Origin of the sequence: Pelomonas sp. V22 (genome assembly GCF_030014915.1) — a bacterium.
Classification (GTDB): domain Bacteria; phylum Pseudomonadota; class Gammaproteobacteria; order Burkholderiales; family Burkholderiaceae_C; genus JAUASW01.
Window position 1 is genome coordinate 245226 of record NZ_JAGIXS010000007.1, and the last position, 15510, is coordinate 260735.

Annotated in this window: 9 protein-coding genes; 5 read left to right on the forward strand and 4 right to left on the reverse strand. The window is 66.1% G+C overall.

All coding sequences use genetic code 11. From position 1 onward, the window contains the following. Positions 1–39: 39 nt before the first annotated feature. Positions 40–2784, reverse strand: coding sequence for a Tat pathway signal sequence domain protein (locus tag J7U46_RS20425; RefSeq protein ID WP_282829041.1), 2745 nt, complete (start codon positions 2782–2784; stop codon positions 40–42). 232 nt (positions 2785–3016) lie between these two features. Between J7U46_RS20425 and J7U46_RS20430 the strand changes: the two genes are divergently transcribed. Continuing rightward, the gene (locus J7U46_RS20430) at positions 3017–6196 is read left to right on the forward strand and encodes a TonB-dependent receptor (RefSeq protein ID WP_282829042.1); all 3180 of its coding nucleotides are present in this window, start codon (positions 3017–3019) and stop codon (positions 6194–6196) included. Positions 6197–6437: 241 nt separating this feature from the next. Here the strand turns inward: J7U46_RS20430 and J7U46_RS20435 are convergent, their stop codons facing one another. Continuing rightward, positions 6438–7796, reverse strand: coding sequence for an FGGY-family carbohydrate kinase (locus J7U46_RS20435; protein WP_282829043.1), 1359 nt, complete (start codon positions 7794–7796; stop codon positions 6438–6440). Between the two features lie 157 nt (positions 7797–7953). Between J7U46_RS20435 and J7U46_RS20440 the strand changes: the two genes are divergently transcribed. Together J7U46_RS20440 and J7U46_RS20445 are read left to right on the forward strand one after the other, a co-directional pair. Continuing rightward, positions 7954–9249: a serine hydrolase domain-containing protein gene (locus J7U46_RS20440; RefSeq protein WP_282829044.1), complete on the forward strand. Its 1296-nt coding sequence runs from the start codon at positions 7954–7956 to the stop codon at positions 9247–9249. Further along, positions 9246–10787: an alpha-L-fucosidase gene (locus tag J7U46_RS20445; RefSeq protein ID WP_282829045.1), complete on the forward strand. Its 1542-nt coding sequence runs from the start codon at positions 9246–9248 to the stop codon at positions 10785–10787. Before J7U46_RS20440 ends, J7U46_RS20445 begins: the two co-directional genes overlap by 4 nt. Before the next feature lie 8 nt (positions 10788–10795). Here the strand turns inward: J7U46_RS20445 and J7U46_RS20450 are convergent, their stop codons facing one another. Next, positions 10796–11653: a DeoR/GlpR family DNA-binding transcription regulator gene (locus tag J7U46_RS20450; RefSeq protein ID WP_282829047.1), complete on the reverse strand. Its 858-nt coding sequence runs from the start codon at positions 11651–11653 to the stop codon at positions 10796–10798. A gap of 136 nt (positions 11654–11789) precedes the next feature. Then, positions 11790–11936, reverse strand: coding sequence for a hypothetical protein (locus J7U46_RS20455; protein WP_282829048.1), 147 nt, complete (start codon positions 11934–11936; stop codon positions 11790–11792). Between the two features lie 140 nt (positions 11937–12076). Here J7U46_RS20455 and J7U46_RS20460 point away from each other — a divergent pair, with 140 nt between their 5' ends. Together J7U46_RS20460 and rhaI are read left to right on the forward strand one after the other, a co-directional pair. Further along, entirely contained in the window at positions 12077–14179 is a 2103-nt protein-coding gene (locus J7U46_RS20460) for a bifunctional rhamnulose-1-phosphate aldolase/short-chain dehydrogenase (RefSeq protein ID WP_282829049.1), read from the forward strand. Between the two features lie 31 nt (positions 14180–14210). After that, positions 14211–15506 carry an L-rhamnose catabolism isomerase gene (gene rhaI / locus J7U46_RS20465; protein ID WP_282829050.1) on the forward strand — a complete coding sequence of 432 codons (1296 nt, stop codon included), beginning with the start codon at positions 14211–14213 and terminating at the stop codon, positions 15504–15506. Positions 15507–15510: the final 4 nt, after the last annotated feature.

A 15510-nucleotide genomic window follows, 5' to 3' on the forward strand; every position in this document is an offset into this window, starting at 1 on the left:
TTGGCGGGGGGAGGGGAAATACTGAGTGCCTGTGCGGGATCAGCGCGGGATGGCTGCCGGCAGGTGCTCGCCGATCAGGGCCAGGTTCTGGATCGCGGCGAGGCCCCATTGGGCGGTGCTGTTGGTGCTGACCCAGGGCGCCTCTTCCACCGGGTTGAGCACCAGCGGCCCTTGCACCTTCTGCGTGCGCAAGGGCTGGCTGCCGAAGCGGTCGCCGGAGAGGAACTCGCGCCAGGCGCGCTGGGCCAAGGCCGGGTCGCGCTTCTTCCAGGCGGCGTAGGCGGTCAGGCGTGAGTGACCGACCAGGAGCGCATTGGTGGCGCCGTGGCTCATGCCAAGCGCCTTGATCTGCTCGTCCTTGCTGGCGTTGAAAAGCTCGCAGTACTGCAGCCAGGCCTTCTCGAAGCTGGGGGCCACGCCGAGCTCGATCAGCTCGGCGAAGATCTCGACCGCGCCGAACACCGCGTTCAGGTGGCTGGCCTCGGCCTTGTCGCCGGCGATGTTGTAGAGATGGCCGGTGGCCGGGTCGTAGCCGGCACGCTCGGCGCTGAAGAAGCCCTTCTGCATGCCGCCTATGTCCTGCATGCCGCGCAGGATCTTGTCGCGGTACTGCGGCTTGCCACTGCGCTCCCATTCGGTGAGCCAGTTCGCAGCCAGCGAGGCCCAGTCGGTGCCGAAGCTCAGGCGCGCCGGGTAGGGGCCCTTGGGCGGCTGCTTGGCCAGCTTGCGCACCGGGTCCACCGCATCGAGTTGGCGGTCCACGTCGAGCAGCGACTGCATGATGTCGCCGATGCGCTCGTCGGCCGTCATGAAGTAGTAGAAGCGCCGGTAGGCGGCCGTGCTGATGCGCGCCTGCTTGGCGCTGCAGCCCCAGTGCTGCACGTTGTGCCGCGTGCCGAGGCCGGCGAAGCGCCCGAGGTGGTAGGTATCGACCTCGCTGGTGTGGCGCACCATCGCCTCGGCGAAGCGGAAGATGTCGGAGCGGCCCGTGCGCAGGAACGAATACCAGAGCCACAGGTCGGGCGAGAGTTCGGAGTTGTCCCAGGCGAAGCCGCCCACGTCGTAGCGCCATTCGTGGCGGTCGGCGTCGTAGGTGTGGCGGATGTCGCCGTAGTCCCAGAAGCCGTACCAGTGGCGCTGCTCGACCTCCTTCTTGTAGAAGTCGAACAGGAAGTCGAGCCGGTCTTCGATGGCCGCCTTCATCGGATGGCTGCGGTCCGGCAGGCTCCACAAGCTGCCGAACACGCCGCTCGCGAGATAGTGGGCCGGCGTGGCCACCAGCTGCGGCGGCGTCTGCACGGCAGCGGCCATCTGCACCAGGCGCTCGCGCGTTGGCGTGGCCGCAAGGGCCCACAGCATCAGCTCGCTGCTGCGTGCCACGCCATGCGGCGTGCCATAGCCCTTCTCGTAGTCCTCGTAGGTCATCTCCAGGCCTTCGAGCTCCTCGGCGTGGGTCTCCATGCCGAGGCCATCGTGATAGAAGCGCATGTCCATGGCCGGGGCTTCCGGCGAGCGCATCCACACGGTGACTTGTGCCGCGTCGGTGTGGCTGTTGCGGATGTCCAGTTGCACGGGGTGGCGCTGCCAGAAGTCGCGCAGGCCGAAGGCCACGCCGCCGGTGGCGCCGCCGATGTAGCCGGTGCCTGGCGCGCGATGGCCCCAGGCCGCGTCGATCCAGCCGTGGCCGGCCTTGGTGCGCTTCTTGATCTGGAAGGCATCGGCCGCGACCTGGCTGAGCGTGTAGTCGCCCCAGGCCGGGATGCGGTGGATGAGGGTGCGCACCTGGGTGCCGAACTCGGCCAGCGGCGGGCAGGCGCGGCCCTCGAACTGCGCGGCGCGCACGGCGGCGCCGGGGTCGCGGCGCAGGCCAGTGAGGTTGCGCACACCTTCGGCCCAGAGCCCACCGTTTTCACCGGCAAAGCGCACATGGCGGTCGTGCAGCGCGTCGCGCAGGGGCACCTCGAAGCGCAGCGCGATGCCACGCAGGAAGTCCTTCTGCTCGTCGCCGTCGTAGACGAAGCTGTGCATCACGCGCAGCGACTCGGCGCCGGCATGGAAGTACAGGCGCACGACGAAGGGCAGCCAGCCGCGCTGGCCGGCCTGGTGCTGGCCTTCGATCTTGATGACGGCGCGCACCGGGCCGTTCTGCTCGACCGTGGCGCTCTGGATGCGGCTCTCGTAGTGGGTTTGCGTGACCGGGCCGTTGCTGGCATCGGGCTTGTCGTCGGCCACAGCCACGAGCAGGCCGGCGCGCAGGATCTCGCGGCCCTCGCGCCGCACCGAGCGGATCAACTGCGCGCCGCTGCGCGCGATCTGGCATTGCAGGATGCCGGTGTCCACGCTGATCGCGTCGCGGCTTTCGCTGATGCGCAGGGAGCTGGTCGGCGCGGTGGGTGCGGCAGCTGGCTCGATGCTCAGCTGATCGCCCAGCGCGACGCCGGCCGGCAGCGCATGGGCGCTCCACTTGAGCGAACCGTCGGGCCAGTAGGCCAGCGGCCAGCTCTGCAGGGGCAAGGCCTGGCCCTGAGCGTTCTTGAGCGCAAAGGCCTGGCTGGGCCGGTGCTGGCCCTGGGGCCAGGGCAGGCCCCAGGTGCTGCCGCTGGACAGTGCTGGTGCCGCGCCCTCCAGCCATTGAAGAGCGGCCTTGCCAGCCTGCCTGGGTGCCGGCACCGGAGCCACCGCGGCTGTTGCCGCCGCCGTGGTCGTGCTGGCCATGCCCGCCAGCGGCAAGGCGCTGGCGGCGGAGGCGGTCTTGAAGAAGGCGCGACGGCTGTATCGGTTCATGGTGAATCGGGCGAGGGTTGAGGTCCGCGATTCCGGCTCGACATCGCGGCGAGGCGCCATTCTGTGGGCTCCTCAGGGTTTGTGCGGGGCAACTCCGATCATGGTTTTGATTCTTTGCCGCACGGTAAATCCAAAGCGGGTGCCCGGTCCTAGACTCCAAATCAGAACAGCGTTTCATTGCCATTCCTTGAAGCAGCTGTCACCCCAAAGACGACTCGTGGAGACAAGCACAATGACTGCCCCCATCGGCCGCAGCGCCGCACCGACCCCGATCAAGACCACCACCGCCCTGGCCATCGCCGCGCTGTTTGCTGCGGGTGCCGCTCAGGCCCAGCAGGCCGCCGCGCCGACGGCTCCCGCTGCCAAGCCGGCCGACAAGGCCCCCGAGAAGCTCGACAAGGACGGCAAGCCGCTCAAGAACCAGCTGGAGACCGTCGAGGTCGTGGGCACCCGCCGCTCCATCGCCTCGGCCATCGACCGCAAGAAGAACGCCGGCACGGTGACCGACTCCATCGTCGCCGAAGACGTGAACCAGTTCCCGGACAAAAACGTCGGCGAGGCGCTGTCGCGCATCTCCGGCGTGCAGCTGTCGCGCGAATTCGGCGAAGGCTCGCAGGTCTCGATCCGGGGCGTCGAGCCCGACCTGAACCGGGTCGAAATCAACGGCATGTCGGTGCTGGGCACCAACGGCGGTGCCGGCCGTGGCGCCGAGCTGCGCGAGCTGGCCTCGGAACTGATCCAGTCCATCGACGTGGTCAAGGGCACGCAGGCCCGCATGACTGAAGGCGGTATCGGCGGTACGGTGCTGATCAACACCCGCAAGCCGCTGGACTTCAAGGAGCTCACCGTGGCCGGCAGCCTGGCCGCCGAGCAAAGCAGCCTGCGCGGCGGTGCCCAGCCTCGCGGCACCCTGCTCGTGGCCGACAAGTTCTTCGACGGCAAGCTGGGCCTGATGGCCAACCTGACCTACGACAAGATTTACACGCGTGGCGACTTCTCGCGCAACACCTCCTGGACCTTCCTGCGCGACTGGGACAACTCGCCCGAAAAGACCCTGACCAGCCTGAATGCCAATGCCGCCGCTGTCACCACATTCGCCGGCTGCGCAGCCCTGACCAATGCCAACGACCGCACGGCCTGCCAGAGCCAGTGGTTCGACTACGCGCCGCGCATCTCTCGCTATGGCATCTGGGAGCGCAACCACAAGCGCGGCTCGGGTGAACTGACCGCGCAGTACAAGTTCAGCGACAACTTCGATGCCTGGGCCAGCTACTTGGTGAACACGCAGGCCCAGAAGCTCAACGACATGAACTTCGGCACGGACTTCACGGCGACGAACCGGCTCTCCAACGCCGGCAACGCGCCCGTCTACCGCGCCGACGGCACGGTGCAGACCGCTGGCACCTGTACGGCCATCAGCGGCACGGCGACGCCGGCCAGCATGACGATCGAGAACCACCACGTCACCGGCTACACGGTGGGCAACTGCCTGGCCGTGGCCGGCCAGGGTGGCCAGGGCGCGTTCTCCACCTCGGCGCGCGACTTTGCGCTCGACATCAAGTCCACCTATGCCACCACGGGCTTCAAGTTCAAGAACGACAGCTGGAAGGTCGACGGCCTGCTGGTCGACTCCAAGGCGGACTACAAGAGCGAGAGCAACGCGATCGCGCTGACGCAAAACGCCCCGGGTCTGATCGTCAAGTTGGGTCCTGACCGTTTGCCCACCTTCACGTTCCCGACCGGCTACAGCCCCGACGCCGCATCTTCGTACGTGCAGGCCCAGTTGCAATACCGCCCCTCGGCCACCAAGAACACCGAGCGCCAGGGCAAGCTGGACTTCACCTACAACGTTGGCCACGATTTCTTCAACACGCTGTACTTCGGCGGCCAGGCGCGAGAATCGCGCTCCTACCAGTACAACGGCGGCGGCTACCTCGTTCAGAACAACGGCAGCCTGACCAACACCAACGAAGCGGTGGATATCAACGCCCGTGGCGCCAACATCAACCAGACCATCATCTTCGACCCGCTGTACACCGGGACGGCACAGCGACCGAACGACTCGCAGACCTTCATCAACACGGGCTACCGCACGTCCTACGTGAGCGGTACCAAGATGCAGGAAATCATCAACGCGCTGCGCACCACATCACCGGGCACCTTCATGGGGGGCTACGGCAACATCTCGAACGTGCCCACCAGCTGGACAGCGCCGAGCTATGCCGCCGCTTACAACTCAGGCTACTTCGACACCAGCGCCTTCAACCACGCCTACCTGTACGAAACCCCGGGCAGCGACGGCAAGACGTATCCGCAGATCCCGGCCTTCGATATTGCCGAGAAGATCAAGTCTGCCTATGTGCAGCTGGACTGGGGCACCGACCTCTTCGGCATGTCGCTGGACGGCAATGTGGGCGTGCGCTACACCCGCACCGACGTGAAGTCCACCGGTGTGAAAGTCGACCGCCAATGCGATCCGGCAGCGCTGACCACCTGCTCCGTGCTGGTTAACAGCAACACCATCGTCGGCCTGGAAAACAACTACAGTGACGTGCTGCCCAGCCTGAACGCCGCGCTGCAGCTGCTGCCCGAGAAGCTGATCCTGCGCGCTGGCTGGGGCAAGGTGATGGCCCGCCCGGCACTGAACCTGCTGGCGCCCAACGTCACCTGCACCACCGGCAGTGGCCTGGCGTCGCGCGGCGGTGACGGCGTCGACGACTGCACGGCCGGCAACCCCGACCTCAAGCCCTACCGCGCCACCAAGCAGGACCTGAGCCTCGAGTACTACCCGAACCGTGACTCGCAGCTGAGCCTGGCTCTGTTCCGCACCAACATCGACACCTATGTGCGGGCCAACATCCGCCAGCCTGCCATCGATTTCTTCGGTGACGGCCGCCTGTTCGACGTGACCCAGTCGATCAACGGCCAGGGCGCTCGCACCCAGGGCTTCGAGCTGGCGGGCCGCACGGCACTGACCTTCCTGCCAAGCTTCCTGAGTGGCTTCGGCGTTGATGCCAACCTGACCCGCATGAGCTTCAGCTACGCCGCCGGCAACGAGCTGCTGAGCCCGCTGGACAACTCGGTGCTGCCGTACCCCGGCTTGTCCACCAAGGCCTACAACCTCGGCCTGTGGTACGACAAGGACCAGTTCAACGCCCGCATCGCGTACCACCACCGCAACAAGTACTACACGGGCGGCAACGACGTGTCGGGCAACCCGAACTTCCGCGATGGCAGCGGCTACCTGGACGCCAAGGTCCAGTACAAGCTGAACAAGAACTTCACGCTCTCGTTCGAAGCTAAGAACCTGACCAACCAGGCCGAGCTGACCTATGCCGGCGACCTGCAGCGCCCGAACGAGCTGGCCTGGTCCGGCCGCCGCTACTACCTGACGCTGGGCTACAAGCTGTAAAGCACCACTTATGTCTCCTGGCTGCCGCAAACGGCCAGTTTTGGCGGCTCCTTCGGGAGCCGTTTTTTATGGTGGCGGTTGAGAGTCTGGCGGCAATCGGCACGTTGCGGTCGTTCGCATTGATTTGATCGTTCGCGCAGCCGACGACAGGGGACATGAGCGAAGGGATGCCCACTGGCGGCCTGATCCTTGAGCGGCCGAGCCAAGACGCGTCGAGCGGCTGCAACGTGCCGCAAGCCACCTAGCTCATCGGTAGCTTCTCATGCCATTGCTGACGATAGCTGGTGAGCCCGGGCAATGGCAGTGCGACGGCAGGCTGGTGTGAGGCCGGGGGCTGCGTGCCCCAGTGCTGCAACATCCAGCCGCCACAGGTGGTGCCGCTGCTGTCGTCCGACACGCAGACCGCCTGGCCCGGCCGCAGCGCCGCCAGCAGCGGGCCGAACAGCGCGTTGCGGCTGAAGCTTCCTTCCACGATCACCGGGCCTCGGGCGTTGAGTGATGTGAGGCAGTAGTCCGTCATCAGCGCGCTGTAGAGCGTGGCCAGGGCGGTTCGCTCGGCGGGCGTCTCTGGCGCGGGGCCTTCGATGCGGCCCGCCTGGCCGGCGAAGGGCCCGCCGGCTTCAGCGAAGCAGGGCAGGGCAAGGGTCTGACGGTGGACCAGGGTCTGCAGATCTGCGACGCTGAACGCGGCCGGTTCGCCACCTGCCAGCGCGCCGAATTCGCGGCCGCCCATGAAGCGCATGCAGGGCACAGGCCGACCGTGGACGTCGACATTGGCGAGCATGTCCTGCCGTTCGTCGAGGGGCGCCTGGCCACCCAGCGCGGCGGCGATCACCCAGGTGCCGGTGGAGAGCACGGTGATGGGCTCGCTGGCCTGCAGATAGCGCAGGAGCGAGGCATTGCTGTCGTGGATGCCGCAGATCACCCGACAGTCGGGTCCCAGACCCGTGACCGCCGCGATCTCCGGCAGCAGCGGGCCGAGAGTGGCCCAGGCGGATTGCAGCGGCGGGAACTTGTCCTGCCATCCCTTTGCTTCCACCAGCGACGAGAAGTGGCGGGCCTGCGGACTCCAGAGGTCTGTGTGGCAGCCCAGCGAGGTCAGCTCGCTCGCGGCCACGCCGCAGAAGCGCCAGGCCCAGTACTGCGGGTACATCAGCACCTGGCGGGTGCGGGCGAACTCGGCCGGGAAGGCCTCGGCCAGCCAGGCCAGTTGCCGGCCCAGGTTGAGCCCGGCCGGCAGCTTGGGCGACTGGGTCTCGGCAAAAGCCGGCCGCTGGCTGCGGTAGCGGTCTTCGGGCGGCGTGAACTCGTAGTCCAGCACCGGCAGGGTCAGACCTTGCTCGTCAATGAGCGCTGCCGTGGCGCCATGAGTCACCGGCACGATGGCGGTGATGCGGGCGGTGGCTGCGAGCTCCCTCAAGGTCTGCAGCATCCACGGCCACAGGCCTTCAACGTCCAAGTGTGGATAGGGGCCGCCCTGCAGCACGACGTTGGGCCGGCGCCGCTCCTCGAGCACGCGGCCGTCCTGGCCGAGCAGGCTCAGCTTGCTGTTGGTCTTGCCGATGTCGAGGACGACGCAGGCTGCTTCTTGTGAACTCATGGGCATGTCTGGATTTGTCTCAGACCGAATGCTGCCAGCCGCAGCGGCGAATGCCTGGCCATCAGAGCACGGATCGCACATCTCGCATGCGATTGAGCGATTGCCGGCCACGGAAACGCGGACACTCTTCGCGCGTCGAACTTCCAGGCTGCTTTTGATGACCACCAAGAAGATCCCTTTGCGCGCGGCACTGCTGCTCAGCCTCACGCTGGCAGGCGTTCCGCTGCATGCCGCCAAGCTGCTCAAGCCGGTCGAGCCGGCCAAAGCGGCCGAGACGATGACGGCCGGCTTCTCGGTCCAGCGCCTGCAGCGCCTCGACGCTGCCGTCGAGCAGGAGGTGAAACAGGCCCAGATCGCCGGTGCCATCGTCTACATCGCCCGCGACGGCAAGCCGGTGCACTTCAAGACCTACGGCCAGCAGGACATCGAAAACGGCAAGCCCATGCAGAAGGATGCGATCTTCCGCATTGCGTCGATGAGCAAGGCGCTGACCAGCGTGGCCGCCATGATGCTGTACGAGGAAGGGCATTTCCTCTTGAAGGATCCGGTCGCCAAGTTCATCCCGGCCTTCGCGAATTCGGTCGTGGCCGTGCCCGCACCGGCCGGTTCCGGCCTGGCCTATGCCACCGAGAAGCTGCGCCGCCCCATCACCATCCGCGACCTGCTGCGCCACACGGCGGGCATGACCTATGGGTCGGGCCTCGCATCGGCTGAGTACAAGAAGGCAGGCCTCGCCGACTGGTACCTGCTCGACAAGGACGAGACGCTGGAGCAGATGGTCAACCGCCTCGCCGCGCTGCCGCTGCATGGCCAGCCGGGCGAGGCCTTTCAGTACGGCTATGCCACCGATGTGCTGGGCCGCGTGATCGAGGTCGTGTCGGGCATGCCGCTGGACCGTTTCATCGAGGAGCGCATCACCCGCCCCCTGAAGATGCCCGACACCAGCTTCTTCCTGCCGCCCGAGAAGACCGCGCGGCTCGCCAACGTCTACGGCATGGAAGGCGGCCAGCTCAAGCTGAAGGAAACCGCCGCCCGCAGCGACTTCGTCAACGGCCCCAAGCGCCTGCTGTCGGGCGGTGCCGGCATGCTCTCGACGACCACGGACTACGCCCGCCTTTTGCAGATGCTCCTGAACGGCGGCGAACTCGACGGCGTGCGCCTGCTCTCGCCCAAGACAGTGGCGCTGATGCACGCCAATCACACCGGCGACAAATACCGCAGCGTGGATGGCGACGGCTTTGGTCTTGGCTTCTGGACCATCGGCGACCTGGGTGTCAGTGGCGAGCTGGGCTCGGTCGGGGCCTACGGCTGGGGCAGTGCCTACTTTCCGCAGTACCTGGTGGACCCCAAGGAGCGCCTGATCCTCATCTTCATGACCCAGCACCGCCCCGCCGGAAGTTCCAACCTGAACCAGCGCATCAAGGTGCTGACCTACCAGGCCCTGATCCAATGAAACACACGCTCATCGCCCTGGCGGCCTCGCTCGCCTGTCTGACCCTCGCGGCCGAGCCGCTGCCACTGCCGGACCGTGCCGGTGTACCGCCCTCCAAGCTGTATGACTACGGCGTGATGGGTCCGCCGGCCACGCCCGCCATCGTGGCTGCAGCGCTGGAACAGGCCGGGACCCGCCTGCCGGCCGGCCCGTTCGCGGCCAGCTGGGCCTCGATCGGCCAGCACTATCGCAGCCCGTCGTGGTTTGAGGACGCGAAGTTCGGGATCTTCATCCACTGGGGCTTGTTCGCCGTGCCGGCGTTTCACAACGAGTGGTACGAGAAGCACATGTACGCGGCCCGGCGCGAATGGCATGCCGAGAATTTCGGCCCGCATGAGCGCTTTGGCTACAAGGACTTCATCCCGCTGTTCAAGCACGAGAAGTTCGACGCGACGCAATGGGCGGCGCTGTTCAAGCAAGCCGGCGCGCGGCTGGTCATGCCCTCGGCCCAGCACCACGACAACTTCGCGCTCTGGGACAGCCAGGTCACCCCTTTCAACTCGGTGAAGATGGGCCCGAAGCAGGACCTGGTCGGCCAACTGGCCAAGGCCGTGCGCGCTGCCGGCATGAAGTTCGGTGTCTCCAACCACGGCATCGAGAACTTCAGCTTCATCAATCCGACGCCGGAGATCGAGGCGAAGCTCAAGGCCGCCAAGGCCGACCTCTACGACCCGGCCTGGGGCGACTTCTACAACGTGGCCGACCGCAGCCCGGCGGCGATGACGCGCTTCCTGGCCGACTGGCTGCGCCGCAATGTCGAGCTGATCGACCAGTACCGGCCCGATCTGCTGTGGTTCGACAACGGCGCCAACCTGCGCGTGCTCGACCCGCTGAAGCTGCAGGTCGCGGCCCATTACTACAACCGTGCGCGCAGCTGGCAGCAGGAGGTGTCGATCAGCAGCAAGTTCGTCGCCTATGCACCCTCCAACGACGACCGCCAGCAGGTCGGGTCCATCATCGATTTTGAAAAGGTGGGCACGCGCTCGCCCGCCGAGATTCGGCCCGGTCCCTGGATGGTGGACGACACCATCGGCAGCACCTGGGGCTACACGCGCGGCATGAAGGTGGACAGCGCGCCGGTCGTGCTGCGGCGCCTGATCGACACGGTCAGCAAGGGCGGCTTCTACCTGCTCAACATCTCGCCGATGGCCGATGGCACGGTGCCCGCGGATCAGCAGCAGACGCTGCGCGAGATCGGCGCCTGGCTTGCCGTGAATGGCGAGGCCATCTACAGCACCCGACCGTGGCAGCAGTTTGGTGAGGGCGAATGGCGCTTCACCAGCAAGGCCGGGGTGGTGTACGCCATCGGCCCGGCCGGTTCCGCGGCGCAGCTGAAGTCGCTCACGCCAGCGCTGGGCAAGGTCACGAAGCTGGAGTTGCTCGGCCAGCCCGGCGAACTGGACTTCTCGCAATCCGACGCGGGCCTGAGCGTGCAACTGCCCGCCGGCAAGCAGGCCTTCGCCGTGCTGAAGATCAGCGGCCTGCTCGCGGGCCGCTGAGCACGGGTTCAGAAACGCTCGTTCGCCGCCAGCGGGAACTCGCCGCCGGACTCGAAATCAGCCGCCTGGCCCTCGTCCTGCTCCAGCGGCTCGGGCGCCACGGTCACGACCTTGACGCCTTCGTGCTCAAGCGCCTGCACCGCACCGTCGCTGGCGCCGGTGTCGGTGATCACGCAGGACACGCGGTTCAGCCCGCACAGGATGAGCCCGGCGCGCCGCGCGAACTTGGAGCTGTCCACCAGCACGATCAGCTCGTCGGTCTGGCTGATCAGGCGCTTCTCGGCCTGGATCAAAAGCGGGTCGGCTTCCATCAGGCCCAGCAGCGAGAGGCCATAGACGCCCATGAACATCTTGGCCGCGTAGTGGTGCTGGGTGATGTCGTTGTCGAAGGGGCTGAGGATCACGTTCTGCTCGCGGTAGACCTTGCCGCCGGGCAGGATGATCTCGTTGTCGCTCGAGACCAGCAGCCGCTCCGCCATCAGGAAGGAGTTGGTCAAGATCTTCAGCTGCTTCTCGACCAGGAACTCCACCATCATGTAGGTGGTCGTGCCGCCGTTGATGATGATGGTCTCGCCGTCATTGCACATGCCGCTCGCATAGCGGGCGATGGCGCGCTTTTCGGCGGCGTGATTCTGGATGTTGTTCTGGAAAGTTTCGCTCGACAGCGTGAATTGCCGCTTCTTCGTCTGCAGTTTGGCGGCGCCGCCGCGGGTGCGCGTCAACTGATTCTTGGCGGCCAGCCAGCCAATATCGCGGCGCACCGTGGCGGCCGAGGCAGATAACCATTCGGTGAGTTCCTGGACGCTCGCCTGCGAATGCTCGTTGAGCAATTTGAGCAGGCGCTTGTGGCGTTTGTGATTGATCATGAAACCACCTCGGATACTGGCACTGGCGGGCCCCGCGAATATGCAGAAGATGCGCAGAAGGATGGCCAGCTGATTCCTTCCGCTCAGCGCGCTCAAGCGGCCTTGGGCCCCGCTTGGCGGCGCCACTGAAGGTACGTCAGGCCCGCCCGAGGGTCAATCGCCAATCGCTCAAATCTATGATTGATTGATGCCCGAAAGCTGCGCACAGGCTGCGCATTGCTTGATTGAATTTGCTGCATCGCCGCATTTCGATCATTGATTTGCGCATCTCGTTATCACTCATGGTCTTGATTGCTTCTGCATTGACACCCCAGTAGCCCAAGCCGTCTACTGACGACCGTTGCAGCGAAGCCCCGCCATCAAGCCGCCCGCCGGGTGAGCGATTGCTGGGTTTTGCGACTCAGTTTCAACCACGGTCAAATCATGAATGCACTGAATACGGGCAAGGATTCCATCAATTCCTTGTGGGACGACAAACTGGCTGCAGCGATGAGCGAGCCGGAATTGCTCTTGTACCGCTCGAATCTCCTGGGGTCGGATTTCCGGATTACCAATTTCGGCGGCGGCAATACCTCGGCGAAGGTGCAGATGGCCGACTATCTGAGCGGCGAGCAGGTCGAAGTGCTGTGGGTCAAAGGCTCCGGCGGTGACCTCGGAAGCATCAAGATCGACGGCTTCTCGACGCTCTACCTCGACAAGCTCAAGGGCCTGAAGGCTCGCTACCGCGGCCTGCAGTTCGAAGACGAAATGGTCGACTACCTGCCGCACTGCACCTTCAACCTGAACCCGCGTGCCGCCAGCATCGACACCCCGCTGCATGCCTACATCCAGAAGAAGCATGTGGACCACATGCACCCGGACGCGATCATCGCCATCGCGGCCTGCGCCAACAGCAAGGCGCTGACGCAACAGATCTTCGAAGGCGAACTCGGCTGGCTGCCCTGGCAGCGCCCCGGCTTCGACCTGGGTCTGAAGCTCGAAGCGCTCTCCACCGAGCAGCCCAAGCTCAAGGGCATCATCCTCGAAGGCCACGGCCTCTTCACCTGGGGTGACACGGCCAAGGGCTGCTACGAGAACACGCTGGACATGATCCGCCGCGCCGAGAGCTGGCTGAATGCCAACAGCAAGCAGCCGGCCTTCGGCGGCGAGAAGTTCCCGGTGCTGGCTACCGAGCAGCGCGCCGCCATCGCTGCCAAGCTGATGCCGCTGCTGCGCGGCAAGATCGGCAAGCAGGAATTCAAGCTCGGTCACTTCGACGACAGCGCCGCCGTGCTGCAGTTCGTCTGCAGTCAAGACCTGGCACCGCTGGCGGCCCTGGGCACCTCCTGCCCCGACCACTTCCTGCGCACCAAGATCCGCCCGCTGGTGGTGGACTTTGATCCGGCGAATCCGGACCTGGACAAGACCGTGTCCGGCCTCGATGCCGCGCTGGAAGCCTACCGCGCTGATTACACGGCCTACTACGAGCGCTGCAAGCACGCCAACAGCCCGGCCGTGCGCGATGCCAACCCCATCATCTACCTGATCCCGGGCGTGGGCATGCTGTCCTTCGCCAAGGACAAGGCCACGGCCCGCATCGCGTCCGAGTTCTACATCAACGCCATTAACGTGATGCGTGGCGCCAATGGCGTCGACAAGTACGTGGGCCTGTCGGAACAGGAAGCCTTCAACATCGAGTACTGGCTGCTTGAAGAAGCCAAGCTGCAGCGCATGCCCAAGCCCAAGAGCCTCGCGGGCCGCATCGCCCTGGTGACCGGCGGCGCCGGCGGCATCGGCCAGGCCGTGGCCCGCCAGCTGCTGCGCGAAGGCGCCTGCGTGATGCTGACCGACATTGACACCGAGGCCCTGGCCGCCGCGCAGAAGGACCTCGCCAAGAGCTTCGGCAAGGACAGCGTGGCCACCGTGCAGGCCGACATCACCGGCGAGGCGGCTGTGGAGGCCATCATCGCCGCCACCTCGCTGCGCTTCGGCGGCCTGGACATCCTCGTCTCCAATGCCGGCATCGCTTCGGCTGCGCCGCTGGACCAGACCACGCTGGAAGTGTGGGAGCGCAACCAGTCCATCCTCGTCACCGGCTACTTCCTGGTCAGCCGGGCCGCCTTCCGTTTGATGAAGCAGCAGAAGACCGGCGGCAGCATGGTCTTCGTGGCCAGCAAGAACGGCCTGGTGGCTTCGGCCGGCGCTTCTGCCTACTGCACGGCCAAGGCCGCCGAGATCCACCTGGCCCGCTGCATCGCCCTCGAAGGCGCGAGCGAAGGCATCCGTGTCAACGTGGTCAACCCCGACGCCGTGATCCGCGGATCGCGCATCTGGGACGGCAAGTGGAAGGAAGAGCGCGCCGCTTCGAACAAGATCGAGACCGACGACGTGGAAGAGTTCTACCGCCAGCGCAGCATGCTCAAGCTCGGCGTGCTGCCGGAAGACATCGCCGAGGCCGTGTACTTCCTGGCCAGTGACAAGTCGGCCAAGAGCACGGGCAATATCCTCAACGTCGACGCCGGCAACGCCGCAGCCTTCACACGTTGAAGCCAAAGCAAGAGATCTGGAGACAAGCAGCATGGAACACGTGATCAACCCCGGGCGGGTCGCCCAGCACAACGCCGTCCTGAAGGCAGACCTGGAAGCCGACTACGCGGCCCTGTCCGGCGTGCTGGCCCGCCGTGGCCAGGACATCGAGAAGCTCACCACCCTGGCACAAGGCTTTGCCGTGGCCCTGCCGAGCTGGGGCGTGGGCACCGGCGGCACGCGCTTTGCGCGCTTCCCGGGCGTGGGCGAGCCGCGCAATGTGGACGAGAAGCTGGCGGACTGCGCCGTCATCCACCAACTGACCGGCGCCACGCCGACGGTCTCGCTGCATTTCCCCTGGGACAAGCCGAGCGACCCCAAGGCGCTGTTCGAGCAGGCCAAGGCGCTGGGCCTCAGCTTCGACGCGGTCAATTCAAACACCTTCCAGGACCAGGCCGGCCAGGCCCACAGCTACAAGTACGGCAGCCTCACCGCCATGAGCGCGGCAGCCCGTGAGCAGGCGGTGCAGCACAACATCGAGTGCATCGAGCTTGGGCGCGCGCTCGGCTCCAAGGGCCTGACCGTGTGGGTGGGCGACGGCGCCAACTTCCCCGGCCAGAGCAATCTGCGCGGCGCGCTGGAGCGCTACCTGGACAGCATGCGCAGCATCTATGCCGCGCTGCCGGCCGATTGGCTGATGTACATCGAGCACAAGCTGTTCGAGCCGGCCTTCTACGCCACCACCATCGCCGATTGGGGCACCAGCTTCGCCTGCGCGCAGACGCTGGGCGAGAAGGCCAAGTGCCTGGTGGACCTGGGCCACCACGCGCCCAACACCAACATCGAAATGATCGTGGCGCGCCTGGCGCAGTTCGGCAAGCTGGGTGGCTTCCACTTCAACGACAGCAAGTACGGCGATGACGATCTGGACTCGGGCTCCATCGACCCCTTCCAGCTCTTCCTCGTGTTCAACGAGCTGGCCGATGCGCAGCTGCGTGATGGCGCGGCCTTCAAGCCGGCCTACATGCTGGACCAGTCGCACAACGTGACCGACCCGATCGAGAGCCTGATGAGCAGCGCCGTCGAGGTGCAGCGCGCCTATGTGCAGGCGGCCCTGGTGGACCGCATCGCGCTGGCCGGCTTCCAGGAAGCCAACGACGTGCACCAGGCCGCGCAGACGCTGAAGCGCGCCTTCCGCACCGACGTGAGCCCCATCCTCGCGATGGCCCGCCTGCGCAGCGGCGCGGCGGTGGACCCGGTGGCCTGCTACCGCACGGTGGGCTACCGCGCCCAGAAGGCGGTGGAGCGCCCGGCCAAGGCCGGCGCGAGCGGCAGCGGCATCGTCTGAGGCC

Coding starts and splice junctions, on each gene's coding strand:
- J7U46_RS20425 (WP_282829041.1), bottom strand. CDS start 2,784: ATGAACCGATACAGCCGTCGCGCCTTCTTCAAGACCGCCTCCGCCGCC.
- J7U46_RS20430 (WP_282829042.1), top strand. CDS start 3,017: ATGACTGCCCCCATCGGCCGCAGCGCCGCACCGACCCCGATCAAGACC.
- J7U46_RS20435 (WP_282829043.1), bottom strand. CDS start 7,796: ATGAGTTCACAAGAAGCAGCCTGCGTCGTCCTCGACATCGGCAAGACC.
- J7U46_RS20440 (WP_282829044.1), top strand. CDS start 7,954: ATGACCACCAAGAAGATCCCTTTGCGCGCGGCACTGCTGCTCAGCCTC.
- J7U46_RS20445 (WP_282829045.1), top strand. CDS start 9,246: ATGAAACACACGCTCATCGCCCTGGCGGCCTCGCTCGCCTGTCTGACC.
- J7U46_RS20450 (WP_282829047.1), bottom strand. CDS start 11,653: ATGATCAATCACAAACGCCACAAGCGCCTGCTCAAATTGCTCAACGAG.
- J7U46_RS20455 (WP_282829048.1), bottom strand. CDS start 11,936: ATGAGTGATAACGAGATGCGCAAATCAATGATCGAAATGCGGCGATGC.
- J7U46_RS20460 (WP_282829049.1), top strand. CDS start 12,077: ATGAATGCACTGAATACGGGCAAGGATTCCATCAATTCCTTGTGGGAC.
- rhaI (WP_282829050.1), top strand. CDS start 14,211: ATGGAACACGTGATCAACCCCGGGCGGGTCGCCCAGCACAACGCCGTC.